28 protein-coding genes are annotated in these 25,972 nt (G+C 68.3%); 15 read left to right on the top strand and 13 right to left on the bottom strand.

Translation table 11 applies throughout. The features are described from left to right. Position 1 precedes the first annotated feature (1 nt). The 3 genes from NM1_RS25495 to qcrB form a co-directional block, all read right to left on the bottom strand. Complete coding sequence (locus NM1_RS25495; RefSeq protein WP_068024782.1) at positions 2-640, bottom strand: carbonic anhydrase; 639 nt, start codon at positions 638-640, stop codon at positions 2-4. Between the two features lie 222 nt (positions 641-862). Then, positions 863-1,108 (bottom strand): hypothetical protein, encoded by a 246-nt coding sequence (locus NM1_RS25490; RefSeq protein ID WP_068024779.1) that lies wholly within the window; start codon positions 1,106-1,108, stop codon positions 863-865. After that, positions 1,105-2,757, bottom strand: coding sequence for a cytochrome bc1 complex cytochrome b subunit (qcrB, locus tag NM1_RS25485; RefSeq protein ID WP_068024776.1), 1,653 nt, complete (start codon positions 2,755-2,757; stop codon positions 1,105-1,107). The genes NM1_RS25490 and qcrB overlap by 4 nt, the downstream gene beginning before the upstream one ends. Before the next feature lie 168 nt (positions 2,758-2,925). Here qcrB and NM1_RS41480 point away from each other — a divergent pair, with 168 nt between their 5' ends. Next, a complete protein-coding gene (locus NM1_RS41480) occupies positions 2,926-3,915 on the top strand; it encodes an aminotransferase class IV (RefSeq protein ID WP_114699608.1) in 990 nt (329 codons plus the stop codon). On the opposite strand, the gene NM1_RS25480 is transcribed toward NM1_RS41480, so the two are convergent. After that, positions 3,827-4,561, bottom strand: coding sequence for a DUF6008 family protein (locus NM1_RS25480; protein ID WP_068024773.1), 735 nt, complete (start codon positions 4,559-4,561; stop codon positions 3,827-3,829). The genes NM1_RS41480 and NM1_RS25480 overlap by 89 nt on opposite strands. A gap of 222 nt (positions 4,562-4,783) precedes the next feature. On the opposite strand from NM1_RS25480, the gene NM1_RS25475 reads away from it, so the two are divergent. From NM1_RS25475 to NM1_RS43415, 4 genes are all read left to right on the top strand, one after another. Further along, complete coding sequence (locus NM1_RS25475) at positions 4,784-5,125, top strand: MmcQ/YjbR family DNA-binding protein (protein ID WP_068024770.1); 342 nt, start codon at positions 4,784-4,786, stop codon at positions 5,123-5,125. A 104-nt stretch (positions 5,126-5,229) separates the two neighbouring features. After that, positions 5,230-6,624, top strand: coding sequence for an ATP-binding protein (locus NM1_RS25470; protein WP_068024767.1), 1,395 nt, complete (start codon positions 5,230-5,232; stop codon positions 6,622-6,624). 16 nt (positions 6,625-6,640) lie between these two features. Next, positions 6,641-8,593, top strand: coding sequence for a vWA domain-containing protein (locus tag NM1_RS25465; RefSeq protein WP_068024764.1), 1,953 nt, complete (start codon positions 6,641-6,643; stop codon positions 8,591-8,593). A gap of 169 nt (positions 8,594-8,762) precedes the next feature. Continuing rightward, positions 8,763-9,140: a hypothetical protein gene (locus NM1_RS43415; RefSeq protein WP_068024762.1), complete on the top strand. Its 378-nt coding sequence runs from the start codon at positions 8,763-8,765 to the stop codon at positions 9,138-9,140. Positions 9,141-9,155: 15 nt separating this feature from the next. Here NM1_RS43415 and NM1_RS43105 read toward each other — a convergent pair whose 3' ends face one another. Further along, positions 9,156-9,539: a cupin domain-containing protein gene (locus NM1_RS43105; RefSeq protein WP_068024759.1), complete on the bottom strand. Its 384-nt coding sequence runs from the start codon at positions 9,537-9,539 to the stop codon at positions 9,156-9,158. A gap of 157 nt (positions 9,540-9,696) precedes the next feature. Here NM1_RS43105 and NM1_RS25450 point away from each other — a divergent pair, with 157 nt between their 5' ends. The 3 genes from NM1_RS25450 to NM1_RS25440 all read left to right on the top strand — a co-directional run bounded on the left by NM1_RS25450 (position 9,697) and on the right by NM1_RS25440 (position 11,942). Further along, the gene (locus NM1_RS25450; RefSeq protein ID WP_068024755.1) at positions 9,697-10,578 is read left to right on the top strand and encodes a TIGR03854 family LLM class F420-dependent oxidoreductase; all 882 of its coding nucleotides are present in this window, start codon (positions 9,697-9,699) and stop codon (positions 10,576-10,578) included. Positions 10,579-10,659: 81 nt separating this feature from the next. Then, positions 10,660-11,607, top strand: a complete 948-nt coding sequence (locus NM1_RS25445) for an NADP-dependent oxidoreductase (RefSeq protein WP_068024966.1) — start codon at positions 10,660-10,662, stop codon at positions 11,605-11,607. A 104-nt stretch (positions 11,608-11,711) separates the two neighbouring features. After that, positions 11,712-11,942, top strand: a complete 231-nt coding sequence (locus NM1_RS25440) for a hypothetical protein (RefSeq protein ID WP_068024752.1) — start codon at positions 11,712-11,714, stop codon at positions 11,940-11,942. Positions 11,943-11,960: 18 nt separating this feature from the next. Here NM1_RS25440 and NM1_RS25435 read toward each other — a convergent pair whose 3' ends face one another. Further along, a complete protein-coding gene (locus NM1_RS25435; protein WP_246011376.1) occupies positions 11,961-12,863 on the bottom strand; it encodes an alpha/beta fold hydrolase in 903 nt (300 codons plus the stop codon). Positions 12,864-13,091: 228 nt separating this feature from the next. On the opposite strand from NM1_RS25435, the gene NM1_RS25430 reads away from it, so the two are divergent. After that, positions 13,092-14,753, top strand: a complete 1,662-nt coding sequence (locus tag NM1_RS25430) for a hypothetical protein (protein WP_246011375.1) — start codon at positions 13,092-13,094, stop codon at positions 14,751-14,753. Positions 14,754-14,800: 47 nt separating this feature from the next. On the opposite strand, the gene NM1_RS25425 is transcribed toward NM1_RS25430, so the two are convergent. From NM1_RS25425 to NM1_RS25410, 4 genes are all read right to left on the bottom strand, one after another. After that, positions 14,801-15,655, bottom strand: coding sequence for a helix-turn-helix domain-containing protein (locus tag NM1_RS25425; RefSeq protein WP_084520018.1), 855 nt, complete (start codon positions 15,653-15,655; stop codon positions 14,801-14,803). Beyond that, positions 15,652-16,167 (bottom strand): DUF6879 family protein, encoded by a 516-nt coding sequence (locus NM1_RS25420; protein WP_068024740.1) that lies wholly within the window; start codon positions 16,165-16,167, stop codon positions 15,652-15,654. Before NM1_RS25420 ends, NM1_RS25425 begins: the two co-directional genes overlap by 4 nt. Continuing rightward, the gene (locus tag NM1_RS25415) at positions 16,145-16,513 is read right to left on the bottom strand and encodes a hypothetical protein (RefSeq protein ID WP_246011374.1); all 369 of its coding nucleotides are present in this window, start codon (positions 16,511-16,513) and stop codon (positions 16,145-16,147) included. Before NM1_RS25415 ends, NM1_RS25420 begins: the two co-directional genes overlap by 23 nt. A 451-nt stretch (positions 16,514-16,964) precedes the next feature. After that, positions 16,965-17,936: an NAD(P)H-binding protein gene (locus NM1_RS25410; RefSeq protein WP_068024737.1), complete on the bottom strand. Its 972-nt coding sequence runs from the start codon at positions 17,934-17,936 to the stop codon at positions 16,965-16,967. 145 nt (positions 17,937-18,081) lie between these two features. Here NM1_RS25410 and NM1_RS25405 point away from each other — a divergent pair, with 145 nt between their 5' ends. From NM1_RS25405 to NM1_RS25395, 3 genes are all read left to right on the top strand, one after another. Beyond that, positions 18,082-18,483, top strand: coding sequence for a DUF4440 domain-containing protein (locus NM1_RS25405; protein ID WP_169814323.1), 402 nt, complete (start codon positions 18,082-18,084; stop codon positions 18,481-18,483). 200 nt (positions 18,484-18,683) lie between these two features. Then, positions 18,684-19,592: a cutinase family protein gene (locus NM1_RS25400; RefSeq protein ID WP_068024730.1), complete on the top strand. Its 909-nt coding sequence runs from the start codon at positions 18,684-18,686 to the stop codon at positions 19,590-19,592. Positions 19,593-19,753: 161 nt separating this feature from the next. Further along, the gene (locus NM1_RS25395) at positions 19,754-20,674 is read left to right on the top strand and encodes an alpha/beta hydrolase (RefSeq protein ID WP_068024961.1); all 921 of its coding nucleotides are present in this window, start codon (positions 19,754-19,756) and stop codon (positions 20,672-20,674) included. Between the two features lie 3 nt (positions 20,675-20,677). On the opposite strand, the gene NM1_RS25390 is transcribed toward NM1_RS25395, so the two are convergent. After that, positions 20,678-21,274 (bottom strand): TetR/AcrR family transcriptional regulator, encoded by a 597-nt coding sequence (locus NM1_RS25390; protein WP_068024725.1) that lies wholly within the window; start codon positions 21,272-21,274, stop codon positions 20,678-20,680. A gap of 235 nt (positions 21,275-21,509) precedes the next feature. Here NM1_RS25390 and NM1_RS25385 point away from each other — a divergent pair, with 235 nt between their 5' ends. Then, the gene (locus NM1_RS25385; RefSeq protein ID WP_084520016.1) at positions 21,510-22,331 is read left to right on the top strand and encodes an SGNH/GDSL hydrolase family protein; all 822 of its coding nucleotides are present in this window, start codon (positions 21,510-21,512) and stop codon (positions 22,329-22,331) included. Positions 22,332-22,391: 60 nt separating this feature from the next. Here the strand turns inward: NM1_RS25385 and NM1_RS25380 are convergent, their stop codons facing one another. Then, positions 22,392-23,009, bottom strand: coding sequence for a TetR/AcrR family transcriptional regulator (locus NM1_RS25380; RefSeq protein WP_068024718.1), 618 nt, complete (start codon positions 23,007-23,009; stop codon positions 22,392-22,394). Positions 23,010-23,100: 91 nt separating this feature from the next. Here NM1_RS25380 and NM1_RS25375 point away from each other — a divergent pair, with 91 nt between their 5' ends. After that, complete coding sequence (locus tag NM1_RS25375; RefSeq protein WP_068024715.1) at positions 23,101-23,985, top strand: oxygenase MpaB family protein; 885 nt, start codon at positions 23,101-23,103, stop codon at positions 23,983-23,985. Between the two features lie 14 nt (positions 23,986-23,999). On the opposite strand, the gene NM1_RS25370 is transcribed toward NM1_RS25375, so the two are convergent. Further along, positions 24,000-24,815, bottom strand: a complete 816-nt coding sequence (locus NM1_RS25370) for a helix-turn-helix domain-containing protein (RefSeq protein WP_255286225.1) — start codon at positions 24,813-24,815, stop codon at positions 24,000-24,002. 173 nt (positions 24,816-24,988) lie between these two features. Here NM1_RS25370 and cysD point away from each other — a divergent pair, with 173 nt between their 5' ends. Then, entirely contained in the window at positions 24,989-25,894 is a 906-nt protein-coding gene (gene cysD / locus NM1_RS25365) for a sulfate adenylyltransferase subunit CysD (RefSeq protein WP_068024712.1), read from the top strand. Positions 25,895-25,972 lie beyond the last annotated feature (78 nt).

Genomic DNA, 25,972 nt, shown 5'->3' with positions numbered 1-25,972 from the left:
CTCAGACCTCGATGGGGAGCGCTGTTTCGCCGATGTCGCCGATCACGCCGCGCAACTGTGCCCTGCCGTCGGACAGGGTGTAGGTGACACCGGCGATCGCGCAGTCCCCGGCGGCGACGCGTTCGGCGATGATCGAGGACCGCTGCATCAGCAGGCGGGTGGTCTCTACGACGTGGCGGGCCTCCAGTTCGTCTACTCCGGTCAGGCCCTCGCGCTTACCCATCAGGATCGACGGCGTGACCTTCTCGACTACGCTGCGGATGAATCCGCCCGGTACGCCCTCGCCGTCGAGCGCGTCGATGGTCGCGCGCACGGCCCCGCAGCTGTCGTGGCCGAGCACCACGATCAGCGGCACGTTCAGCACCGCCACGCCGTACTCGATCGACCCGAGGACCGACGAGTCGACGACGTGACCGGCGGTGCGGACGACGAACATATCGCCGAGCCCGCGGTCGAAGATGATCTCGGCCGCGACGCGGGAGTCGCCGCATCCGAAGAGAATCGCGGACGGCTGCTGTCCGCCGACGAGCTTGGCCCGGTCCGCGGCTCCCTGGCCGGGGTGCTGCAATGCACCGTCGACGAATCTGTCGTTGCCGTCTCGGAGGGACTTCCAGGCGCTGATGGGGTTCGTGTGGGGCATATGTCCGATTTACCATATGAGCTATCGGCTGGCGACCGAAAACCCTGTGACCACGCTGTTCTCCGATGGGCCGCGTGCAGGTCACGGTATGCATCGGCGCGGGGATGTGATCCTGCTTGCGTCCTCCGCCGTCCGGTTGGTCCTTCGTCACGGCGGCACGCCGGACCGGGTTACGGTCGCCGGTCCGGCGAGGTGCTACCGCGTGTGGGCGCAGAGCAGGGGCTACCTGGTGTGCGCGCAGATCACCCGGTAGGCGCGCGCGGCGTCTTCGGCGAACACCAGCACGCGGCGGTGATGTTGTTCCGGATGCCGGAATGCGCGTCCGATTGTCGAGCGGATGCCGTTGGCGCGCAGCAGGTTCCGGACCACTCGGGCCGCATCGTCGCTGGGCACCGTGGCGGCGGCGACCAGCAGGCCGTAGTCCTCGGTCTCGGGTTCCGCCGCCGATCTGTTGCGCCGCAGTCTCATTGCTCGTCTCCGCTGCTGCCGTTCCCGTTGCTGCCGCTGCCGTCGCGGCCGATTCCGTTGCGGTCCTGGTAGTTCCGCAGCACCGCGAGCTGTTTGCGTTCCTGCTCGTGCTCGTAGGCGGTGAGGTCGGCCACCTGGGTGGCCGGATCCGAGCGGAGGAATGAGCCCAGGCCCGGCTTGCCCGCCCAGCCCAGCTTGCTCATCTTCTTCGGCACCGGGGCGCCCTGGTATTCGAGCGGGATCGGGTGACCGTGGTCGTCGACCGGGCCGAGCGGCTGGTGCATCTCGATGTACTCGCCGTGCGGGAGCCGCTTGATGATGCCGGTCTCGATGCCGTGCTCGAGCACCTGACGGTCGCTGCGCTGCAGACCCAGGCACATCCGGTAGGCCAGGAAATAGGCGAGCGGCGGGCCGAACAGCAGGGCGATGCGGAAGAACCACGTCGTCGCGTTGAGCGAGATGTCGAACTGCAGGGCGATGATGTCGTTGACGCAGGCCAGGGTCAGCACGAGGTAGAACGTCAGCGACATGGCGCCGATCGCGGTGCGCACCGGCACATCTCGCGGCCGCTGCACCAGATTATGGTGCGCGTAGTCCTTGGTGAGCCGCTTCTCGATCCACGGATAGCAGATCATCAGCCCGAAGACCAGCGGCATCAGGATCGCGACCGAGAACGCGCCGGGGATGGTGTGCCCGAAGATGTATCCCTCCCACGCCGGGAACAGGCGCAGGAAGCCGTCGGTCCACATCAGGTAGAGATCGGGCTGGGTGCCTGCCGAGACCTGGGATGGGTTGTAGGGGCCCAGATTCCAGATCGGATTGATCTGCAGGACGCCGCCCATGACCGCCAGCACGCCGAGGGTGAACATGAAGAACGCGGTCTGATCGAGGGAGAACACCGGCACGATGCGGGCGCCCACGACGTTCTTCTCGGTGCGGCCGGGCCCCGGGTACTGGGTGTGCTTCTGATACCAGATCAGCATGATGTGGGCCGCGATCAGCGCCAGCATGATGCCCGGGAACAGCAGCACGTGCGCGATGTACAGGCGCGGGATGATCAGGTCGCCCGGGAAATCGCCGCCGAACATCAGCCAGTGCAGCCAGGTGCCGATGATCGGAATGCCGATGGTGATGCCGGAGAACGCGGCCCGCAGGCCGGTGCCCGAGAGCAGATCGTCGGGCAGCGAGTACCCGAAGAAGCCCTCGAACATCGCCAGGATCAGCAGCAGCGAGCCGACCACCCAGGTGCCCTCGCGCGGGCGGCGGAACGCGCCGGTGAAGAACACCCGGCACATATGAATGATCATGGAGGCCGAGAAAAGCAGTGCGGCCCAATGGTGTACCTGCCGCACGAACAGCCCGCCGCGCACCTCGAAGGTGATGTTCAGCGCGCTCTCGAACGCCCGCGACATGGTCACGCCGCGCAGCGGCTGATAGGCGCCGTTGTAGACGACCTCGGTCATGGAGGGATCGAAGAACAGCGTCAGATACACGCCCGACAGCAGCAGCACGATGAAGCTGTACAGCGCGATCTCGCCGAGCAGGAACGACCAGTGGGTCGGGAAGACCTTGTTGATCGACCGTTTGACGAAGGCGGCAGCGTGGTAGCGCTGATCTACCGCGTCCGCTCGGTGTGCCACCGTGCTCATGGATGCATGACCTCCTGATCGGTCGACGAAACCGTGTGCCCATGAGACGTTCGGGAGGCGCGATATGTGACGTCGTGTGACCGTCGTTACATTTTCGAGACGTCACAGTTCGGGAGCCGGGCCGGCTCTTACTGGGGACCGGATCGGGTGCGAGACGAGGGAACCACGATGGCCGAGGTAGCGGAGCTGATAACTCGATGGCGCTGGTCACCGGGGGAGCGCGACCTGCGCCCGGCGCCGCTGTCCCGGGCGCCGGTGGTCATCGACTCCTGGCTCGTCGCGGGTGGACAGACGGTGTCGCCGGAACTGCACGCCGACCGCTTCGCGGCCGGTTGCACGGCGCTGGCCGCGGTGCCGCCGGAGACGACCCGCGACTTTTTGCGCGCGGTCGCCTGTCGAATTCCGTTGCGCGGCCGCTGGTTTCCGCGAGTGGAACTCATCGATGACGGCGGCCCGGCGCTCGAACTGTGGCTGCGTCCGGCGCCGCCGCGGGGAACCGGGGTGAACCTGCGAATCCACCCGGGGCCCGACCGGCGGCGGCACCCCACGGTCAAGGGGCCCGATCTCGCCTGGCTGAGTGAGGTGCGGCAGCAGGCGGTCGACGCGGGTGCCGACGAGGCGCTCCTGCTCGCGCCCGACGGCCGGGCCCGCGAGGGTGCGACGACCGCGCTGCTGTGGTGGCGGGGCGAAGCGCTGTGCGTGCCGGCCCAGGATCGCTGCGATCTGCTGCCGAGCGTGACCAGCCGGACGATCCTGCGCATGGCCGCCGAGTCCGGCATCGAGGTGGTCCACGACCGCCCGTTCCTCAGTGAACTGGACGGCCTGGAAACCTGGATGGTCAACGCGCTGCACGGAATTCGCCCGGTGCGGAGCTGGATGGGGGCAGAGATCGCCCCCGGTCCGGCAATACGGGCGCCGCGCTGGCAGGCGCGGTTGGATGCCGCGCGGCGAGATTCGGACCTCCAGTGCGGATTCCGGCGAAAAGCATGCCGGAAATGTGGAGGGCATGCCGGAGTGATGGAGGGCATGCCGGAAATGACGGGAGCTGAACCCGAGTGTCGTTGCGGTATTACGGCAGTGCGGGTACCGCGCCCTCGACCGGTCCGGCCGGGGCGGTCGTCGTCCGCGGGAGTCCCGAGACCCCGTAGGAGGCCGTGATCGTCGCGCGCTCGCGCCACAGGTAGTAGAGGGCCATGGCGAAGATGCTGGTGCCCAGGACATTCGCGAGGAAGTGCCACCACACCCGGAAGGTCCACAGCCCGGGCCCGGCGTCGAGCAGGCCGAAGATGGTGGACAGGCCGATCGCCTTGCTGCCCAGCAGGACCGACAGCGTGAGCGCGACATGTTCCAGGCCGTGGATGCCCTGCATCAGCACGCCCATTCGGCCCCAGCGGCGCGCCTTGCTCTGCAGCGCATGGTGGGTGAGGAGGGCGACCCCGGCCAGGCCCGCCAGGAAGTGGAAGTTGCCGACGAGATGCAGGATCTCCATCCCCAGTGTGGGTTTCGCGTGATTCACCTGGCCGAATCCATTGGCCAGGCTGGTGCCCCACGGCGTCATCCAGGCGGGAGCGTTGGGGTGCCCGATCCAGTATCCGGCTTGGAGCACATGTTCCTGGAAGTGGCCGATCTGCGCGAAGACACCGAGTATCACGACCCCGGCTCCGGTCCAGAACATCCACGGCCGCAGTGGTTTTCGCAGCCCGACGAACAGCACCGCGACCCCCGCCCACATCACAACCATCAACAGGACCATGCCGATCGCCCCCGCGATGGCCCATCCGCTCGCTTCGGCCGTATGTTCCATATCCAACCGCCCTTCGGCCCACTCCGCCGACGGCGACGGTCGGATGCGGAGGCTGATCGATCTGCGTCCGAAAATACAGTCCGTGACACATGCCGCTCCCGTCTCCGAGAAATGTTGTCCAATCTCACAATTCGGTCGAAATGGACACGTGAGAGCCGGTCGGTGGGGTAGGAGTTTCGAGGCGGATTCCGGCTGTCACCGGCGCCTGGAAAGATTCTGCGCATGAGTTCCACTGGGGATGATGTCCGCGCCTTCGCCCTGTCGCTGCCGGAGACCGCCGAGCAATTCACCTGGGGGATGCCGACGTTCCGGGTCGCGGGAAAGCTGTACCTCACGCTGCCGGAGAACGAGACCTCGATGGCCGTGCGCTGTCCCATCATCGAACGCGACGAGCTGGTCCTGGCCGAGCCCGGCAAGTTCTGGATCGCCTCCCACGAGGCGAACAATGCCTGGGTCCGGGTGCGCCTGGCCGCCCTCGACGACCGGGACGAGCTGGAGGCCATCATCACCGATTCGTGGCGTCAGGCCGCGCCGCGCAACCTGCTGGACAACGACGCCGTGTAGTCTCCCGAGCGCCTTCTTATTCGGGCTGTCAATCGCTTTTCCAGCGGCTTTGCTGGAGTTACTCCACGTCGACGTGATCGCGGAATCGTCGTAGCGTCGATGTCGTGACTGTTCCAGAACACTTGCCCGCCACCGCGGGTGAGCTGCGCGCGGCCGGCTACGAGCCGCGCGGCGTGAAGACCGAGATCCGCGACAACCTGCTGGCGCTGCTGGGTTCCGGCGGCGACGCGTGGCCGGGCATCGTCGGCTTCGACCGGACCGTGCTGCCGCAGCTCGAGCGCGCGCTGCTCGCCGGGCACGACGTGGTGCTGCTGGGGGAGCGCGGCCAGGGCAAGACCCGCCTGCTGCGCACCCTGGCCGGCCTGCTCGACGAGTGGACGCCCGTCATCGCGGGCACCGAACTGGGCGAACACCCGCTGGACCCGATCAGCCCGGCCGGCCGCCGCCTGGCCGCCGAACTCGGTGACGACCTGCCGGTGGCGTGGCGGCATCGCTCGGAGCGCTACGCCGAGAAGCTCGCCACGCCGGACACGTCCGTCGGCGACCTGATCGGCGACGTCGACCCGGTGAAGGTGGCCGAGGGCCGCAGCCTCGGCGATCCCGAGACCATTCACTTCGGGCTGGTGCCGCGCGCCCACCGCGGCATCGTCGCGATCAACGAGCTGCCCGACCTCGCCGAGCGCATCCAGGTCGCGCTGCTGAACGTGATGGAGGAGCGCGATATCCAGGTCCGCGGCTACACGCTGCGGCTGCCGCTGGACGTGCTGCTCGTCGCCACCGCCAATCCGGAGGACTACACCAACCGCGGCCGGATCATCACCCCGCTCAAGGACCGGTTCGGCGCGGAGATCCGCACGCACTACCCGCTGACGGTCGAGGCCGAGGTGGCGATGGTCCGGCAGGAGGCCGACCTGGTGGCCGAGGTCGGCGACCCGCTGATCGAGGTGATCGCCCGGTTCGTCCGGAACCTGCGCGAATCCCCGGCCATCGACCAGCGATCCGGGGTGTCGGCCCGGTTCGCGGTGGCCGCCGCGGAGACGGTGGCCGCGGCCGCATTGCGTCGCTCCGCGATCACGGGGGAGCGGCCCGCCGTCGCCCGTCCTGTCGATCTCGACTCCGTGCCCGCGGTGCTGCGCGGCAAGCTGGAATTCGAATCGGGCGAGGAGGGCCGCGAACAGGAACACCTCACCCACCTGCTGCGTCGGTCGTTCGCCGAATCCGCGCGAGAACGGTTGGGCGGGTTGAACTTGCGGCCGCTCTCCGAGGCCGTGGGCGACGGCCACCTGGTCACCACGGGCGAGAGCGTGCCCGGCCAGGACGTCCTGTCCGCCCTACCGGAACTCCCCGTGCTGCACGAGGTCGCCGACAGGCTCGGCGTGGACGCCGCCGACACCCCCGCCCGGATCGCCGCGGCAGTCGAATTCGCCTTGGAGTCTTTGTATCTGGCCCGCCAGATCGCCAAGGACTCGGACGACGGCATGACGGTGTACGGGCAGTGATAATCGGTGAGGCGCAATGACTTCCGCTGACCGCTATTCCTACGGCCCGTATCACGACGGACCTGATCCACTGGCGCCCCCGCTCGACCTCCGCGAGGCTTTGGATCAGGTCGGGCGGGATGTGATGGAGGGCAGCTCGCCGCGCAGCGCGCTCGAGGAACTGCTGCGGCGCGGCCTGCGCGAGACGGCGGGGCTGGACGATCTGACCCGCCGGTTGTGGCAGCGCCGGTCGGAGATCTCCCGGCGGCATCGGCTCGACGGTTCGCTGCAGCAGATTCGCGAATTGCTGGACGAGGCGCTGGAGGCCGAGCGCCGGGCACTGTTCCCCGACCCGTCCGACGACGCCCGGTTCGCCGAGGCCCGCCTGGACGCGCTGCCGTCGAGCACGGCCGCCGCCGTGGGCGAACTCGCCGAATACCCCTGGCGATCCGACACGGGCCGGGCGAACTACGAGAAGATCCGCGACCTGCTCGGCCGGGACCTGCTGGAGTCCCGCTTCCAGGGGATGAAGCAGGCGCTGCAGAACACCACGCCGGAGGATGTCGAGCGGATCCGGCGGATGATGTCGGACCTGAACGATCTGCTCGCGGCGCACGCCCGCGGGGACGACACCGAGCGGCAGTTCGCCGATTTCATGGCGCAGCACGGCGAGTTCTTTCCCGAAAACCCGCGCGACACAGAGGAATTGATCGACGCGCTGGCCGCCCGCGCGGCGGCGGCGCAGCGCATGATGAACTCGATGACCGAGGAGCAGCGGACCGAGCTGTCCGAGCTGACCGGCCAGGCGTTCGGCGACCCGCGCATCGCCGGGCAGATCGCCGCGCTGGACGCCAACCTGCGGGCGCTGCGCCCGGGGGAGGACTGGGAGTCCGCGCAGCGGTTCCGCGGCCAGGATCCCCTGGGCCTCGGCGAGGGCGCGCAGGCCCTGCAGGATCTGGCCGAATTGGATGCTCTCGCAGAACAACTCGGACAGTCCTACCCCGGTGCCAGGCTCGAGGATATCGACCTGGACGCCTTGGCCCGCCACCTCGGCGACGACGCCCGCGTGGATGCCGGCCGGCTGGCCGAGCTGGAGCGGGAACTGCGGCGGCAGGGTCTGTTCGAGCGCGCCCCCGACGGGTCGCTGCGGTTGACACCCAGGGCGTTGCGCAGGCTCGGCGAGACGGCTTTGCGAGATGTGATCGGGCAGTTGCGTTCCCGGCGCGGCGAGCGGGATACCGCGCTGTCCGGTGCGGCAGGCGAGCCGACCGGCGCCTCGCGCGCCTGGCGGTTCGGCGACACCGAGCCCTGGGACGTCCCGCGGACCGTGCGCAACGCGGTGCTCCGGTCCGCGTCGTCCGGCAGTCGCCGTGTGGCGCTGGATGTTTCGGATGTCGAGATCATGGAGACCGAGCAGCGTGCGCGGGCGGCCGTGGCGCTGTGCGTGGACACGTCGTGGTCGATGGTGCAGGACGGTCGCTGGGTGCCGATGAAGCGCACGGCCCTCGCCCTGCACCATCTGATCGGTACTCGATTCCGTTCCGACGCGCTGAGCCTGATCACCTTCGGGCGGCACGCCACCACCGTCGATATCGGCGAATTGACCGCGCAGGAACCCATTTGGGAGCAGGGCACCAACCTGCACCACGCGCTGCTGCTGGCCGGGCAGCACCTGCGCCGGCATCCGGACGCCGTGCCCGTCGTCCTCGTGGTCACCGACGGTGAGCCGACCGCGCACCTGGAGCCGGACGGCGAGGCGTACTTCAACTGGCCGCCCGAACCGCGCACGCTGGGCGTCACGATGAACCAGGTCGACGCCCTCGCCAAGCTCGGCGCCTCCGTGACGGTGTTCATGCTCGGCGAGGACCCGCGCCTGGCCGCCTTCGTCGATCTGGTGGCGCGGCGCAGCGGCGGCCGCGTGGTGGCGCCCGATCTCGACGGCCTCGGTGCGGCGGTGGTGCGCGACTATCTGCGGGGTCGGCGGGGCTGACGGAGCGCCCGTCGTTCCTTCCGCCCGACCGCCGGTCTGCGTCCCGATACGGACAGTGGTCTACGCCCCATTGAACGTGCCGTTAAATAGCGGTACATTACTTCGTGGCAGGAGGTTGGCCGGATCGCCCGGTCATCCGCTGGAAACGACCGCAGGTAAGGAAGTTCCGATGACTCGGAATCACATCCCCGTACGCTCCCGGCAGACCGTATTCCGCGTCGCCGCCGTGCTCGCCGTGGCCGCCGCGCCGCTGGCCGTCGCGGCACCCGCCCTCGCCTCGCCGGCGGTGAGCGCACCGGCCGCACCGGAGCAGCCCGTCCAGGTCGAGGCCGACGGGTCCGCACAGGAAGTTCACGGTGGCTGGGGCCATCGCGGCGGCTGGGGTCACCGCGGTGGCTGGGGTCGCGGTGGCTGGGGCCACGGCGGCTGGGGCCACGGCGGCTGGGGCGGCTACGGCGGCTGGAACAGCTGGAACCGTCCCGGCTACGTCTACCCCGGCTGGTACGGCTGGCCCATGGTGCCGCCGTCGACCGGAAGCGCCTTCTAACGGGGCGAGGGCGACCTACGTCGCGGCGGAGCGCGCCACGTGCTCCGCATACGCCGCGGGCGGATTCGCGATGTAGGCGACCTCGACCTCGCCGGAGAACTCATAGGTGTTCGTCGATCCGGCGGGCATGTAGACCACGTTTCCCGGTGCGGCGGTGAAGGTTTCGCCGCCCTGGGTGCGAACGGTGACGGTGCCCTTCAAGACCACCATCACCTCGTCGTAGGGGTAGGTGGCCCGCATCGACTCGCCTCCCGCGATGCGACCGAACCCGACGGTCATCCGCGCATCCGGATGTGTCGTCGCGTCGATGAGATCGCTTCCCGCGAAACGATTGTCGCCCAGCGGTTCCCACTCCGCGCGGCACTCGGCGTCCGCGATCGTGACGACCTGTGTCTGCATGCGCGCTGCTCCCTCCGTCGGCGGGTGACCCGCAGCCGCGACCGTAGAGCCTCGAGCGCGGTTGAGGTCAATCCGCCGATCCCCGCGTTCCGCGCCGGGAATGCGTCGAACCTGTGCCCGGTTGGCAGTGGGAAAGGCACGGGTGAGGAGTCGGCGTATGAAGGTTCGGTTCGGCGTCGGGCTGGGCTCGGGCGACGAGCCCGAGGAGTTCGCGGGCATCGTGGACCGGCTCGAGTCCGAAGGCGTGGACTCGCTGTGGCTGTCCGAACTCGTCTACTCGAAGTCCGTCGACCCGGTCGTCGGCATGGCGTTCGCGCTCTCGCGGACGACACGGCTGAAGGTCGGCACGTCGGTGGCGATTCTGCCCGGCCGCCATCCGGTCCTGGTTGCCAAGCAGTTGGCCTCGCTCGCCGCCCTGGCCCCCAAGCGGGTGCTGCCGGTCTTCGGTCTGCAGCCCGCCCGGCCCGGCGAGCGCGAGCTGTTCCCGGTGCCGCAGGGCAAGCGCGGCGCGGTATTCGACGAGTCGCTGCGGCTGCTGCGCGCGGTGCTCGACAACGACGAGGTCGCGTTCTCCGGTGAATTCTTCGATATCGGCGATGCGGGTTTCGGATCGCGTCCTGCTCGGCCGCCGGACATCTGGCTGGGCGGTTCGGCGCCGGCCGCCTTCCGTCGCATCGGTCGTTTCGCCGACGGCTGGCTCGGCAGCTTCCTGGCTCCCGCCGAGGCCCGTGACGGCCGGGAGGCGATTCAGGCCGCGGCCGCCGAGGCGGGCCGCGAGATCGAGGCCGACCATTTCGGCATCAGCCTGGTGCTGGCCGAGGACGGCATACCGCCCGAGCTGACGGCGGCGATCGGGCGTCGCAGGCCCGGCGTCGATCCGAGCGACCTGGTCGCGGGCAGCTGGAAGGAGCTGCATCGCTTGATCGACGGTCATCTCGACGCGGGGCTCACCAAGTTCGTCGTCGGATCCGTCGGCGGCCGGCCGATCGACACATTCATCGACCGCTTCGTGACCGAGCTGATGCCGCGGCAGAACTGAACCCGCCTCGCCGACCGGGAACAGCCCGGCGTGCCGACGGTGTTGCTGCAGGAACAGGACAAGCGACGGTTGGGAGTGGTGATGCTGGCGATCGGTTTCGATGAACCGGGCGGTCCGGAGGTGCTGCGGCCGGTGGAGCTGCCGGAACCGCATGCGGGACCGGGCGAGGTCCGCATCCGCGTCGAGGCCGCGGCGGTGAATCCGTCCGATACCGTGACCCGCTCCGGCCGGGTGCACGACCGGTATCGCGACATCGCGCCGCCGTACATTCCGGGCTGGGACGCGGCGGGCGTGATCGACGAGGCAGATCCGGAGACCGGGTGGCGGGTCGGCGACCGAGTCGTCGCCGTCACCAGGCCGGTCCTCGAGGGCGGCGGCGCCTACGCCGAACGGATTGTGGTGCCGGGTGATTCGGTCGCCCGCCTGCCCGAGGGCGCCGATATGGTTGCGGCCGCGACACTTCCGATGAACGGACTGACCGCCTTCATCGCCCTCGAGGCGCTCGCCCCGAAGCCGGGTCAGACGATCGCGGTGACCGGTGCGGCGGGCGCGGTCGGCGGCTACGTTGTCCAGCTGGCGAAGCACCTGGGACTCACGGTGATCGCCGATGCCGCACCGGCGGACGGGGAGCTGGTCGCCGACCTCGGCGCCGATACCGTCGTGCCGCGCGGAACCGATGTCGCGCAACGGATTCGAGAACACGCCCCGGCCGGTGTCGATGCGGTGGTGGACGGCGCGCTGCTGGGCGGCGCCGTACTGCCCGCCGTCCGCGACAACGGCGCGTATGTGGCGCTGCGGCCACCCGTCTTGACCGGTGGTGTCGAATCCGAGCGAGGCATCGGCGTGCACTACGTCATGGTCACCGACCACGTCCGCGATGCCGCCAAGCTGACCGAGTTGAGTCGTCTTGCCGCGGAAGGGGTCCTGACGCTGCGGGTGGCGCGGACCTTTCCCGCCGAGCGCGCCGCGGAGGCCCACCGCCTGCTGGAGGCGGGCGGGGTGCGCGGGCGCCTCGTGCTCCGCTTCTGACCCGGGGTTGTTTCGGTCCGGCGTGCCCGGGCACCCGGGACAACATGAACACGGACGAACAGATTGGAAAAGGGCAACATTCAGCGTCGCGCCGACGTCCGCAGGTGACGGAGGCGGACCTGCGTCAACTGCTGCAGACCGGCAGCCCGGGGACGCGATTGATAGCGGTGGAGGGCGAGATTCGGCTGGCGCCGGGCGTCGGCGGCGACGAGGGCGGGTTGCAGGTCGTCACGCGCGGCGAGCTGGCCGACCGCATCGGGGACCGGCCCGACGACTCGCAACTGGCCGTCGAGGCCGAGCTGTTGAACACGGAGATACGCCTGCTCGGCGCCTGACGGTGCCGCGAGCTCGCCTCACTGCTTGTCGTCGAGCACCTCGCGCAGCTTCCGCGCGAAGGCTTCGGGCTGACCGGCGTAGCCGTATTCGTCGCCCGCGAAGCCGCCGTGGTGGCTGGGGAACACCGTGGCCTGCCGGCCGAGCAGCCCTGCGATCCCGAGCGACGTGCGCCAAGTGAAGGTGTTGATCGACTCCTCGCCCACGGCGATCACGATCCGGGTCGGCGCGGCCGCCAGCGCGTCGATGTCGGGCTCGTAGCTGCTGACCGCCCAGGACCGGTCCGACAGCAGCGGATCATCGCGACTCCCGTCGTCCTCGGACGGCATCCCGAACTGCGCGGGGTCCGGCACGGGCTGTGCGAAGTACTCGTCGGTGAACTCGCCCTCCCACGACGTCATCGCAATGAAGGCGGCCATGCCCGCATGGAATCCCTTGGCCTCGTAGGCATCTCGGAACCCTGCGCGGGCCCGCTCGGCGGCTGCGGCGTCGGGAAGTACCTGGATGAGCGGCGGTTCGTGCGCCACCAGCGTGGTCACGTCGCCGGGGTAGTCGGCCACGAGGGCGAGCGCGGTGATCGCGCCGCCGCTGCTGGCGAACATCTCCACCGGGCCCGCGCCGAGCGCGTCGATCACGGCGTGCACGTCGCGAGCCTGCACCGTGGGCGAATGATCGACCCGGGCATCCTTGCGGACACTGCGGCCGAGCCCGCGCGGATCGTAGGTGATCACGGTCCGGTCCGGAAGGTACGACGTCAGAGTACGGAACCCGGCGGCGTCCATGGGCTGACCGATCAGGAACAGCGGCGGGCGCCCATCCGCGGTAGGCAGCGGGCCGGCGACGTCATAGGTGATATCCGCTTCGGCGGTTTCGAGCACGAATGTCTTCATATCGGTAGGACGGCGCAGACGCCGAGAACTCATCGGCCGTTGGACAAGTGCATGAAGGGGGTGGGGGAGTCCTGGGGAATAGCCCAGTGACCGGGCTCACGTCGCGTGGAAACGTCAACGTGCGTGAAAGAGGCAGTGCGGCATTCTGTTCGGCTCCGGAAGTTCGGGAGGGGCCGGGGTGGTTGGGCGGCGACGGCCACGCTGGGGCTGGTGGTGGCCGGTTTCGTGCAGCCTGCGTCCGCCGCGGCCGACAATCCGCCGGTGAGTGTGGCGGCGGATCGGCAGGAGCAGGTGCTGGCGACGCGTGACGGTGTCGAGGTTTCGTATGTGAGTTACCTGTTGCCGTTGCCCGCCGGTGCTCCCGCGCATGCACCGGCCTGCGACCGGGCCGGGTTCCTGCGCTACCGGCCGGCGGAGGGGCCGGAGAATTCGCGGGATGCCGATGCGGTCGTGGTGCAGCAGCAGGGGCTCGGCGGCGGTGCGGTGAATTCCGATGGGGTGGCGGCGAATACGGTGCGTTCGGCGAAGTCGCTGGGCCGCTCCATCGAGTTCTGGGCGCTGGCCCGGCGCAGCGCCTGCCTGGACGAGACGACCGGATTCGACGAGGCGCTGCGGACCGGCAACTATCTCGACGCCGTCGACTACTACTTCAACGGTAAGCCGATCGACGGCCGAATCTTCCCTGGGTTCAAGGCGACTCAGGATCTGCCGCTGCTCGACGCGATGGGCCTGGAGCGGGTGATCCGCGACCAGTACGAGATGATGCTCGCCGAACTTCCCGACCAGGGCGAGCGCCAGCGCAAGTTCGTCTGCACCGGAATCTCCATGGGCGGCATGGTGACCGGCCTGTTCTCCGACTGGGATTTCGACGGCAACCCGGCCACCCAGTCGGATGCGGGCTTCAATCAGTGCGCCGGTTTCGCCGCACAGGACTCCATGGTCTCCTCCGATCCGGCCGCGATCCAGAACACCCCGTTCTTCCACGACGTCACCAACGCCATCGTCGGCCCGACGAACGATCTGCTGAAGGCGGGCTTCGATTCCGGCGTGCTGCCGCTGCGCACCTTCGGCCCCGCGCCGGTGATCGGCACCAAGGCGATGATGCTGTATCGGCTGGCCGGACTGGCCGCGCACCTGGAGCCCGACGCCGAAAGCCGACTGCTGGCCCACATTCACGATCCGGAGGTCGAGGCGACGCTGACGACGATGTTCGGCCAGAGCTGGGCCGGGGTCGTGACGGGCGGCGCCACGGGCGAGGGCACCATCCGCGACTATCACTTCACCAACGCCGCGCTGCTGGGCGTGTTCATCGACAACAACTCGGGCAATTTCGCGCTGCTGCAGCAGGGTGTCGGTGCGCTGGCGGGCGGTCCGGTGCAGGAGAAGACCTTCCCGAATCCCGGTGGCGCCGCGCAGATTCCGGTGCTCGGCAACTATCTGCGCATGAGTGCAGGACCGCAGGTGCGCGTCGCGCCGACCGATCGCAACGCGCTGTACACGTGGCGCAACTACAACGATGTGCGCGGCGTCCCGTTCACCGCGCCCAATCGCGAGGTGGCCGATATCCACGAGGTCGCACGCCAATTGGGCACCGGCGCGCCGACCGCCTACTGGGAGACCTACTTCCCGCTGCGCATCGTCGTCGATATCGCCGCCGGACTCGGGGGCGCCCGCGGCGGCGATATGGTCAACCTCCGCTACCACAACATGAGCCGCACCAAACCGAACTTCGTCGCCTACGCGGGCGACAGCGTCGTCCAATTCGGCGTAGGCAACTGGATCCCCACCCCACCCACCGCCCAGGTCGAATCCCTCCCCGGCTACAACCACATAGACACTATCGGCGCCGCCGCCCTCCAGAACAACGGAAAACCCGACTACAGCGGCCAGTACCTGGCGGAGTTCATCCGGGGGTTGACCTGATCGGCGAGTAGTAGGCCCGGTGCGTGGACTCCGCCGGGCACTTCTTCTCACTCGTCGGTGCGGCTGTGGGTAACCCTGGACTCCAATGCGGCCCGAATTCGTTCACGGGCGGCGTTGCCGGTTACCGATTGGCTGGTCAGTACGTCGAAGGCTCGCCGATGCAGTGCTATCTCTCGGGGCTGGATTATGGTCATCTCGGCTGCGATCGTCTCGACCATAACCATCCTGTTGTCGAAGATGGTGAAGTTCGACATCGGAACTCGGTATCTGGCTCGAGCCGGGATTATGCCGAGAACAACCCGCGGCATGCCCACAACGGCTAGAAGCCGGTCGAGTTGGCCGATCATGATGCTATTGTCGCCGACCGTTGTGTTCAGTGCCTGTTCCGCGATTACGAAGTGGAAGCGATGTTTGGGCCGATACAGAATCTGTTGGCGCTCCAGTCTTTTCGATACGCCCGCATCGGCATCATTCGGAACCTTCTGGAACTCAATCACATTCCGCAGGATCTCCTGTGCATACTCAGCTGTCTGAAGGAGCCCCGGTATCAGGAACGAGTGGTAGCACCTCATGAAGTCGGTTTCAGACTCGATCTTGACCGAGGCTTGTTGTCTGCGCTTGGTTCCCGCGCCGAGTACACGTCGCCATTCGAGGTAGGCGCTCTCGATGTTACGGACCGTCGCAATGAGATCCGGTACCTGGTCGTCGTTGCCGGTGTGGGCGCACCAAGCTCTGATATCGGACTCTGTCGGCCGGGTCTTGCCGTACTCGATCTTCGACACCTTCGTTTGGTGCCAGCCCGCCAGTTCGGCGAGCTTGGTTCCGGTGATGCCAGCCTCCAAGCGAAGCTCTCGAAGCCGATGTCCGAGAGCTTCCTTGGCGTCGTGAAGCGAATTGGTCACTGGTCCGCGTACGCCTCCAGCGGCACCGCCAGCGACCACACTCGTTCTTTCACAGTGCGAATGTATTCGACTATCTGTGGATCTGTCGTCACCGCGCCACCCGCCCAGCGGCCGGAGGATTCGAATACAGTGAATGCAACGACGGAGTCATCGAATATCCACCAATCGTCCGTCGTCAGCTCGTCGGGACCCACAAGATGGCGAGAGAGATATCGGACGTCTTCGCCCGCACCGACATTGAAGCGGGCGACGAACTTGGCGTACCTGGTGTAATCGTTGTGTGGGACGCTCACCACCCTTGCGCGGTTTACGGCCACGCCTCGGGTCGTTGTCCTGCTGACGTGTTCCAGCCAGGGCTCGAGCCACTCGAAATCTTGGGGCTCGTCGGCCAGGAACTTGCGCAACGGTCCGTATTCGGCCGTGTAGTAGGTATCCTTCACCTCCAGGTGGAACGCTTCTCGCTCGGCGTTGTGGAAGAGATTCAGAAAATCATCGTCCTGGACCAGCAGCACCGTAGAACGTCCTTTCCGCCTTGGGTACCTCCACGGCCGTCTCGTCCGGGTAGCTGTCCACCTGAGCGAGCACCTCTGGATCTGTCACCGGTTTCCCCGTGAGGGTAAACGTTCCCCTGCCGGTGTCCATCATGGCGGCCCCGATGAACGTGTCCGGTTGGGCATACCCGAGCAAGAGGTGCGGGATCTCGATGGATCCCGGTGTGCTGGTCTTCCATCCATTGACTACATAGGTGTGATCGGTGGCGTAGAGCGCGGGACACCCGCCGCCCTCGGTCCCACCCCTGCCGAGGAACTGTAAGCACATGATGAGGCTCCTAGCGAGTTCATGCGACTTCATGCTCATAGGGCTCTCATTACCCCCCCAGATGCAGATTCTCTTGCCTGATGAATAGATATGAGCATATTGGAGCATGGTTGTCGACTCTGCATACCACGCTCCGTAGCGTCATGGCAGGCACCCGGGTTCGGCGGAGCGGTCCCGGCTCCGGGTTGCCCACCAACTTCTATGAGGGGTCGAAATGGAATGGCGCACAAGGATATTCGAGTTCCCCGGAGGTATTTTCGAGGTTCGGGCCTACGACGGTGAGGATGTTGACGATGGGCCGGGGATCTACCTGGAGTACTGGGGTGGTGACGACGCGGACTCGGTGCGCGACGGCCGGTCCGACACGGAGGCCTCATGAATGGGCTCGATTGGGAGGTCGGCCTGCTCGTCGTGACGGGAATTCCGCTGGTGGTCTTGATGATCGCGGTCCTGTGGCCGCAGCGGATGCCGAGAGACAGGTCCGTGCGGGCTATTCGCGATCGCATCGAGCGGGAGGGCTCGGAAGGCCGAGGCGGACGGTGAGGTCGGATTGTGCGTCCGGGTCGACCAACTCATCCGCCCACTCCTGGAATGTGCGTGGTGCTCTGCCGAGTAGGGTTCGGGCTCGTTGTTCCTGTCCGCGCAGGGCGGGGTTGTCGGGGTGGGCGGCGAAAGCCGGGAGGGCGTAGAGCATTACCGCGATCGTGTCTTCGGGCCAGCCCTCGTTCCGCCACCGGTTCGCCGCCTGGTCTGCGGACAGTTCGATCATTTTCGTTTCGACGCCGAGGGCCGCGCCGAGCATCGTGTGGCGTTCGGTCGCGGTGGCGGTGGTTCCGCTGACGTCGATCGATCCGCGGTATTCGTTGTCCGACAGTATGATTGCCGCGATTTCGGCGAGGTCGGCCTCGTGGATGAATGCGTAGGGGGCGTCGGGGAGGTACTCGTGCACGTTCTGGTGGTTCCGGATCGTTTCGACGAGCGCCGACCCGGGGATCGGGTAGCCGCCGACGAGGGCGTTGCCCATCACGGCGGTCGGACGCAGGTAGGCCCAGCTGATCCCGTGCGTGTCGAGGCTGCGCTCGAAGGCCGACCACTGCCAGGTCTCCTCCGAGATCTCGTCCTCGAAATCCGAGCCGTGGGAACCGAGCAGCACAACCCGTTCGACGTCACCCGCGATCAGCGCGTTCGTGAGTGCCCGCAGCGGCAGCAGAGATTCCCCGACCAGTCCCGCGAGGAACACCCGGTCGGTATCCGAGACGGCCTCGGTGAAGGCTGCCGAGTCGGTCACGGCGCCGATATGCAGTCCGATGTCTTCGGGCCAATCAGCGGCCTCCGATTCCGGGACCAGCACCCGGACCCGTTCGCCACGGTCGATCAACCGCCGGGCCAAATGGTGGATCACGGGCACGGCGGGAACGGCTCCCGGCTGCCGGGAAGGGGGCATGGCGGTCAGCAGGACCATCGGAACTCCTTCGGTCGCGTCGGTTTCCGAACCGAAGCTAGCGACGATCCGCGAGTTTTCTCTAGTACGGTGCGGGGTCACGCCCGCGACACTCGACGGCTGCTCGCTGCGGGCGCCTTCCGTATCGTTCGGTAGTTTGCGAATCGTGAGTACTGATCAAGATGCGGTTGTCGACGAGGTTCGTGCGCAGCATGTCGATCTGGCCAGCTGGCTGGGCGCTTCGGAGGCGGACGCGGTGGAACGCTTCGCCGCACAGCTGCATCCGGATTTCTCCATGGTCACGGTCGACGGGGTGATCGTGCCGCGTGAGCAGTTGCTCGAGGGTCTGCGGGGTGCGGGTGGCGCGGCGTCGGGCCTGGGGATCGAGATCGTCGATATCGAGCAGCTGTACCGCTCGCCCGATGGCGCGGTGGTGCGGTTCAAGGAGGTGCATCGCGGTCCCAAGGGGACGGCGGCGCGCCTCACCACCGCGCTACTGCTGCCGGACCCGCAGGCCCGCAACGGATTACGCTGGCGCAGCGTCCACGAGACCGCGGCGCCGAGCTGAATCGAGCCCCCGAAGGTGAATATCTGCGCAACAAACGGGTGAATCCCCGCGAAGCTGCCCTACTACCTGTGCCGTGCCGTACCGGACATTCTTCTCGTTGATTGGTTACTCCGGCGCTATTCCGCCGTGACGTTTACACTCACGGAGTAGATTTCGCCGGTCGGCCACCCATGCCGACCGTGAACACCCGGAGTAGCAGGATGTTTTCTAGATGGAGGGGCGCCGCCCTGTGCGCGGCCGCCATGGTTACCGCCATTCTTCCGATCGCCGCGGCCACGCCCGCGCAGGCCGAACCCCAGTGCCCCGACATGTACGTCGTGGCGGTACCCGGAACGTGGGAAACCTCGAAGTCCGAACCGGGCGAGGGCATGCTCGCCGCCGTCACCGACAACCTGCCGGGAAGGGTATGGACCGACTACGTCGCCTACCCGGCGACCGCGTTCCCGTGGGAGGGCGACGTCTACGGCCGCTCCAAGCGTGAGGCCCTCGACGGCGCGCGCGGGCTGGTCGGGGCGATGGCTCAGCGTTGCGCCGCAACGCAATTCGCACTGCTGGGCTACAGCCAGGGGGCCGACGCCGCCGGTGATCTGGCGGGGGAGATCGGCACCGGGCTCGGTGTCGTCTCGCCGAACCGGGTGGCGCTGGTGGGGTTGATCGCCGATCCGCGCCGGTCACCGGCCGACAACCTGGTCGGCCCGCCCGTCCTCGGTGCGGGCGCCGGTGGTCCGCGCCTGGGTGGTTTCGGCTGGCTGACCCCCAGGACCTACACCTTCTGCGCCCCGGGAGACCTGTACTGCTCCATGCCCGACGGCGACTTCGCGGGTCGCATCGCCGGATTCTTCGCCCAGATCTCGAATCCGGATCCGGCCCAGTTCGGCGTGTACCAGCAGCAGGGCTCGAACCTGCTCGCCGACGCGCTGGCCGCGGGCGGCCTCGGCCTGCTGGGCGACCAGCTCAACACCTCCGCCTACGACGAGCGCAAACAGCAGATCGACGACTTCGTGAAGTCCGGCATCCACCAGAGCTATCCCGGGTACGTGGTCGCGGCCGGAGGCGCCACGTCGCTGACATGGCTGCGCCAACAGTTGATCAACGCGGCACGGGGCTGACGCGGCGGAGTGTGCCCGACGGTGTCATGCCGGAATGCGAGTAGTGCGCGCCGACATCACATGTCGGACCGGTAATCGCAGGTCAGCGCCCCGCCGCAGGGCAAGTCGCCACCACCGAACGCGAGTTGTGGCGGCTCCCGCGGACGGACACGCTCGTGGGTATGGACTACCTCGAGTACGCCCGATACCGCCCCGCCGAATATCGCACCGTCCCGCTGCCCGCCCCGACGTCCACCCGGTGGCGGTGGCGGGACTGCGACGTGCACATCGCGCGCGCCACGGTGCCGGATGCGCCGGTGCGGGTGCTGCTGATTCACGGCGCCGGTGGCCACGCCGGTCTGCTGTGGCCGTTCGCCGCGCTGGCCGCCCACGAGGGTGTGGAGGCGACGGCCGTGGACCTGCCGCTGTACGGCGACACCACCGTGGCCCGGCCGCGCGCCGTCCGGTACCGCGACTGGGTCGAACTGCTCACCGAATTCGTCTGCGCCGAAACGGAATCCGATGATCGTCCGCTGGTGCTCTTCGGTGCCAGCATGGGTGGCATGCTCGCCTACGAGACCGCGGCGCGCACGGGACGGGTCGCGCACGTCGTGGCGACGTGCCTGCTCGATCCCGGCGACCCCGAGGCGCGACGAGCCGCGGCCCGCTGGTCTGTCACGGGCGGTCTCGCGCCGGTTCTGCTCGGCGCGGTCGAACCGCTGCTCGGCGGCGTGCGAGTCCCGATCCGCTGGCTGGTGGACATGAACAATATGAGCCTCGACCCGGAGCTGTCCCGGTTGTGCGCCACCGATCCCCGTGGTGGCGGCGTCCGCGTTCCGCTGGGTTTCCTCGGCGACTTCCTCCGGTTCCGGCACACCGCCCCGGAGAACTTCCGCGGCGCACCCGTGACACTGGTGCACCCGGCCGCGGACCGGTGGACTCCGCCGGAGCTGAGCCTCCGATTCGTCGAGCGGATCTCCGGACCGAAAAGGACAGTGCTGCTGCGGAACTGCGGGCATTTTCCCATCGAGGAGCCCGGGACAACGCAGCTCGCCGCCGCATTGCGGGAGATCCTGGACGACCTGCGGACGGTCCCGGGCTGACCCTCACCGCGGCGTCTCGGGCGTGAGCCGCAGCGTCAGCGCGACCACCTGTTCGGTGCCGAGCCGATGCCGCGGCAGGACTCGGTGCACCTGCGCGTCGATGGTGTGCACGAGCGTTCGCGCGGTGAGTTCGGTGTCGTCGCCGCCGCGCCCGCACCGATCCAGGTGGTAGGCGACCTCCGTCACCAGGTGATCCTCGAATTCCTGCAGGGCGTTCCATTCGGCCGGAACGCGCGGAGCCAGCCGGTGCATCAGCGCATGCAGTGCCGGCCGATCCGCGTGCAACTCGACGACGGTGTCGATGACGGCGTGCATCGTTTCCTCGAACGGCGGGTGAGTGGCGCGCAGTTCCGCGAACACCTCGCCGAGCCGCGCCCCGGCCTCGGCCAGATGGCGTTCGGCCAGCATCCGCAGCAGCGCCTGCTTGTTCGGAAAGTATTGGTACAGCGTGCCGATCGACACTCCGGCACGTTCCGCGATCCGATTGGTGGTCGCCGCCATGCCCTCGCGGGAGAACACCTGGGCCGCCGCCTCCAGCAGCGTGTCCACCATCTCCAGGGACCGCCGCTGACGTGGTCTTCTTCGCGGGGCATCGACCATAGTGCCCGCCACGGTAGCAGCGGGATGCGCACCGGCGGCGGCGTAACGGCGGAGTCACGGCAACCCTGCGATAGTGCATCGGGCGGTCGAGCGCGCCCGTCCGGACGGACACTGATAGCGGGACGTATCCCGCGAAGAACTCCGGTGCCCCAGCCCATCCCGGACGACCTCGAGTCCGTTCTCCGAGCCGGTCGACCGCCGCGATGCGGCCCTCGGCACCGGATCGGAGGGACCGATGACACGCATGGTTGCGCTCGCCCTCGCCGCGACGTCTGTACTCCTGCTCCCGGGGTCCCCGTCTGCGCGCGCCGAGGAGCCGAAATACTATCTGGCGCTCGGTGATTCGCTAGCGGTCGGATCTCAGTTCGGCAGGGGACCTACCGACGAGGGGTACGCCGACAATCTCCATGCCGCACTGGCGGACCGCCACCCCGGCCTGCGGCTGGTGAAGCTGGGCTGCGGCGGTGAGACCACCACGACCATGCTCGAGGGCGGAATCTGCCCTTACCCCGAGGGATCCCAGCTGGCCGCGGCGGCTTCCTTCCTGCGGCGGCATGCGGGCGAGGTCGCCTACGTGACCCTGGACATCGGCGCCAACAACACCGAATGCGTCCTCCACGGCGACCTGGCCTGCGGCGTGCGTGGCGGGGGTGCGCTGCTCACCGAGCTGTCCGGGATCGCCTCGCGGCTGCGGCAGGCGGGCGGGGACACCCCGGTCTACGCCGCGATGACCTACTACGACCCCGGCTTGGCCGCGTGGCTCGGCGGTGTCCCCGGCCGGGCCGTCGCGGCCGCTTCGGTGCCACTGGTGGACCTCTTCAACACCTGGGGCCGAACCGTCTACCACGCCAACGGTTTCGCCGTCGCCGATATCAACGCCGCCTTCGACACCCACGACTTCACCCCGATCACCGATCCGCGCTACGGCACCATCCCCCTGAACGTGGCCCGCATCTGCGCCTGGACCTACCAGTGCACCGACAACGACGGCCACGCCACCGCCGCCGGCTACCGCCGCATCGCCGACACCTTCCTCCCGGTCCTCACGCGGCGCTGAGCCGGTCCCGGCCCTGACCGTTCACTGTCCGTGTCCGCGCGGCGATGGTGGGGCGCGGGGTCATTTTCGCGTGATCAGTGGCCGGATGTGCTGGTCGGCGAAGTGGCGCAATTGTTCGTCGGTGGTCAGGTCGGGCGCTCCGGTGGGGGTGAGGACGAGCGACTGCACGAAACGCACGAGAATCGCGGCGGTTGCGTGAGCGGTTCCCGGATCCTGGTGTGTGCCAGGGTTTTCGCCGATCAGGTCGGCGAGGAATGCGGTTGCCATATCGACGACGGGTCCGGCGTGCACGGTGACCCAGGCGAGGGTGTCGTCGCGGTCGGCGGTGAGCAGCTGGCGCAGCAGCGGGTGGGAGCGCAGCGCGGACACGGCGAACACGAAGCTGTGCAGGACCTGCTCGGTGGCGTCGTCGAGCGCCGACAGTTCGTCGTCCAATCGGGCGAGCACGCGCCGCGTTTCGTGCATCATCGCGGCGCGCACGATGTCGTCCTTGGTGCCCATCCGGCGATACAGCGTGGTCCGGTTCATCCCGACCCGGCGTGCGATGTCGTCCCCGCTGGTGCGGCGGATCCCGACGAGGGTGAACTGCTCGAGCGCGGACTCGAGGATGCGCTCATCGGTCGCATCGACGCCCCCGGGGGCGTCCAGGGCGCGGGCCAGTAACGGAGAGCGGCGCATCGGCCGATCATATCTCCTCGCCTGAGAGATTGCATCACTTCACGTATTGTGTTGCACTGTTGCGAGAAGGTTGTGACGAGGAGGTCCAGCGATGACAACAGCCCAGCACGAGGAGATGCCGGCCGGCCCCGGCGGCGACCCGGTCGGCGCGCCACTCGGCCCCGGATCGCTGACCTGGCGTTATTTCGGAGACCGGCGGGTGCTGCTGTACCTCGGCCGTTCGGGGACGTTGCAGAACATGCATCCGGCGGTCGGGCAGGCACTACAGGATCATTCGGACTTCTTCGCCGACCCGTGGGACCGGTTGTTCCGGTCGCTGCCGCCGATCTTCGGCGTGGTCTACGACTCGCCGGAGGACGGCACCGGGCCGCAGGTGCGTGACTATCACCGCGGGATCAAGGGCCGTCACGCCGACGGCCGTCGCTACCACGCCCTGGACCCGGACGTGTTCTGGTGGACCCACGTCACCTTCTTCGAGTTCATCATCGCGGTCAACGAACACTTCGGCACCCCGCTGACCCGCGAGCAGAAAGACCAGGTCGTCGCCGAGGCCGTCACCTGGTGGCAGCGGTACGGGCTATCGATGCGGCCCGCGTTCTCCACCTACGCCGAGTTCGAGACCTATTGGCAGCACATGCTTTCCGAGGTTCTGGAAAGCAATCCCACCACCGACTTCGCGATGACCATCGAGGGGCGGCCGATCCCGCCGCTGCCCGGGGTGCCCGCACCGATATGGGCGCTGATCCAGCGGCCCGTCATGCGATTCAACGTCTGGCTGGCCACGGCGCTGTTCCCCGGACGCGCCCGCGAGATCCTCGGCCTCACCTGGACCGACTCCGACGAACGACGATTCCGACTGTTCGCCGACGTCATTCGCCGCACCTGGCCGCTGCTGCCCGACCGGCTGCGTTACACCCGCCGCGCCTACGCGGGAATCCGGCGCGCAGCACGAACCGGGCAGGTCACAGCAGCGTAGCCCGCAGCGGCGGTTCAGCGTGTCCGGGTCAGGGCCGAGGTGAGGTGGTCGGCGGCGGACGCGAGGGCGGAGCCGAGGTCGGCGAGCGCCGCGGCCGACAGGCGCGTATCGGGGCAGGCGACGAGTGCGGCGGAGACGGTGTCGCCGTGGCGAATCGGGGCCGCGACGGTCACCACCGCGTTCTCCTCACCCAGCTCCTGCGGGAGGTAGTCGATGGTGATGAGGTCGGCGATCATGCCGCCCAGGCGGTGGCGCAGCGGGTCGGTGACGGGGGAATTACGCAGGGCGGCAAGGGCTTCCAGCATGGGGGCGGAATCGTCGGCGAGGCGCTCGACCGAGTAGCCGCGGGCGCGGACGGCGTCGAGCACCGCCCGCAGGCGGTCGCGATGCGCCGGATCGGCGTGGTCCAGCCAGGTGGCGCGTTCGGATTCCGGTGCCCAGGCGACGAATTCGCGGGCCACCGGCGGGGACAGCGGGAGCCGGCGGCCCTGGCGGATCCACGGCACCGACGGCGTGCCGACCACCTCGGTGATGAGGATGGAGTCGCCGTCGCGCTCGGCGAGAAAGACCGGGACGCCGCGCCGAGCCGACAGCTCCCGCATCGGATCCAGCGCGAGCCGCCGCAGCGGGAAGGCCGCCTCCGCCCGCCGCGCCACGGTGAGCAGCCCGAGGCCGAGGCCGTAATTGCCGTCGTCATCGCGCACCGTCCAGTTGTCGGCGGTGAGCTGAGTGAGCACGGCGTGGGCCGTGGCGCGCGACAGTCCGGTATCGCGCACGATGCGCGCCAGCGACAGGTGACCGGCCGGATGGCGGGACAGCAGTTCGATCACGCGGACCACGCGGTGGGTGGGCGGCGAGGCGGTCGCGGACCCGTTTTCTGAAACAGGTTCTTGACCGGCGGGGCCGGATCGGCCTATCGTCGGTGTCACAATATCGAACGATAGCGTCGAATATTCGACACTGCAACTCGGGTGTTCGGCGCGGTGAGTGAGTGAGCTGAGTGATGCGGACGGGATACGAGCTGTCGCATCTGGCGGCCCTGGAGGCCGAGTCGGTGCACATCTTCCGGGAGGTCGCGGCCACCTTCGAGCGGCCGGTACTGCTGTTCTCCGGCGGCAAGGATTCGGCGGTGATGCTGGAGCTGGCGCGCAAGGCGTTCTGGCCGGCGCCGCTGCCGTTCGCGCTGCTGCACGTCGACACCGGGCACAACTTCGACGAGGTGATCGACTTCCGCGACCGGACGGCGGCGCGGGTCGGGGCGCGGCTGCTGGTGGCGCGGGTGCAGGACGATATCGACGCCGGGCGCGTGGTGGAGCGGCCGGGGGAGACCCGGAATCGTTTGCAGACAACGACTCTGCTGCGCGCCATCGCCGAGCACCGGTTCGACGCCGTCTTCGGCGGCGCCCGCCGCGACGAGGAGAAGGCGCGCGCCAAGGAGCGGGTATTCAGCTTCCGCGACGAGTTCGGGGCGTGGGAGCCGCGGGCGCAGCGCCCGGAGATCTGGAACCTCTACAACGGCAGACACCGTGCGGGCGAACACATCCGGGTGTTCCCGCTGTCGAACTGGACCGAGCTCGACATCTGGGAGTACATCGACCGGGAGGCGGTGGAGCTGCCCTCGCTGTACTACGCGCATCGCCGCACCGTGCTGCGCCGCGACGGAATGCTGTTGGCCGCCGGGCGATTCCTGACGCCCCGCGACGGCGAGGAGGTGCTCGACGCCACCGTGCGCTTCCGCACCGTCGGCGACGCCACCTGCACCGGCTGCGTCGAGAGCACGGCCGCCGACCCGGCCGCGGTGATCGCCGAGACCGCCGTCACCCGGCTGACCGAGCGCGGCGCGACCCGAGCCGACGACCGAATCTCGGAGAGCGGCATGGAAGACCGTAAGCGGGAAGGCTACTTCTGATGTGTTGCGTGCAGTTGGCGGGACCGAGCGCGGCGCGTTGTGTCATCCCTCGGGGAGCCGACGACCGAATCTCGGAGT

The organism is Nocardia mexicana NBRC 108244 (assembly GCF_001613165.1).
In the GTDB taxonomy this organism is placed as follows: domain Bacteria; phylum Actinomycetota; class Actinomycetes; order Mycobacteriales; family Mycobacteriaceae; genus Nocardia; species Nocardia mexicana.
Note: the sequence above shows the minus strand (reverse complement) of the source record. Positions and strands in the feature narration are given on the sequence as shown.

Bases quoted from the DNA above. Each gene is read 5' to 3' on its own strand.
- cysD (WP_068024712.1), top strand. From the start codon at position 24,989: ATGCGGACGGGATACGAGCTGTCGCATCTGGCGGCCCTGGAGGCCGAG.
- NM1_RS43105 (WP_068024759.1), bottom strand. From the start codon at position 9,539: ATGCAGACACAGGTCGTCACGATCGCGGACGCCGAGTGCCGCGCGGAG.
- NM1_RS25445 (WP_068024966.1), top strand. From the start codon at position 10,660: ATGCTGGCGATCGGTTTCGATGAACCGGGCGGTCCGGAGGTGCTGCGG.
- NM1_RS25465 (WP_068024764.1), top strand. From the start codon at position 6,641: ATGACTTCCGCTGACCGCTATTCCTACGGCCCGTATCACGACGGACCT.
- NM1_RS25400 (WP_068024730.1), top strand. From the start codon at position 18,684: ATGTTTTCTAGATGGAGGGGCGCCGCCCTGTGCGCGGCCGCCATGGTT.
- NM1_RS25410 (WP_068024737.1), bottom strand. From the start codon at position 17,936: ATGGTCCTGCTGACCGCCATGCCCCCTTCCCGGCAGCCGGGAGCCGTT.
- NM1_RS25475 (WP_068024770.1), top strand. From the start codon at position 4,784: ATGAGTTCCACTGGGGATGATGTCCGCGCCTTCGCCCTGTCGCTGCCG.
- NM1_RS25390 (WP_068024725.1), bottom strand. From the start codon at position 21,274: ATGGTCGATGCCCCGCGAAGAAGACCACGTCAGCGGCGGTCCCTGGAG.
- NM1_RS25415 (WP_246011374.1), bottom strand. From the start codon at position 16,513: ATGAGCATGAAGTCGCATGAACTCGCTAGGAGCCTCATCATGTGCTTA.
- qcrB (WP_068024776.1), bottom strand. From the start codon at position 2,757: ATGAGCACGGTGGCACACCGAGCGGACGCGGTAGATCAGCGCTACCAC.
- NM1_RS25375 (WP_068024715.1), top strand. From the start codon at position 23,101: ATGACAACAGCCCAGCACGAGGAGATGCCGGCCGGCCCCGGCGGCGAC.
- NM1_RS25450 (WP_068024755.1), top strand. From the start codon at position 9,697: ATGAAGGTTCGGTTCGGCGTCGGGCTGGGCTCGGGCGACGAGCCCGAG.
- NM1_RS43415 (WP_068024762.1), top strand. From the start codon at position 8,763: ATGACTCGGAATCACATCCCCGTACGCTCCCGGCAGACCGTATTCCGC.
- NM1_RS25480 (WP_068024773.1), bottom strand. From the start codon at position 4,561: ATGGAACATACGGCCGAAGCGAGCGGATGGGCCATCGCGGGGGCGATC.
- NM1_RS25385 (WP_084520016.1), top strand. From the start codon at position 21,510: ATGACACGCATGGTTGCGCTCGCCCTCGCCGCGACGTCTGTACTCCTG.
- NM1_RS25495 (WP_068024782.1), bottom strand. From the start codon at position 640: ATGCCCCACACGAACCCCATCAGCGCCTGGAAGTCCCTCCGAGACGGC.
- NM1_RS25380 (WP_068024718.1), bottom strand. From the start codon at position 23,009: ATGCGCCGCTCTCCGTTACTGGCCCGCGCCCTGGACGCCCCCGGGGGC.
- NM1_RS41480 (WP_114699608.1), top strand. From the start codon at position 2,926: ATGGCCGAGGTAGCGGAGCTGATAACTCGATGGCGCTGGTCACCGGGG.
- NM1_RS25395 (WP_068024961.1), top strand. From the start codon at position 19,754: ATGGACTACCTCGAGTACGCCCGATACCGCCCCGCCGAATATCGCACC.
- NM1_RS25435 (WP_246011376.1), bottom strand. From the start codon at position 12,863: ATGAGTTCTCGGCGTCTGCGCCGTCCTACCGATATGAAGACATTCGTG.
- NM1_RS25490 (WP_068024779.1), bottom strand. From the start codon at position 1,108: ATGAGACTGCGGCGCAACAGATCGGCGGCGGAACCCGAGACCGAGGAC.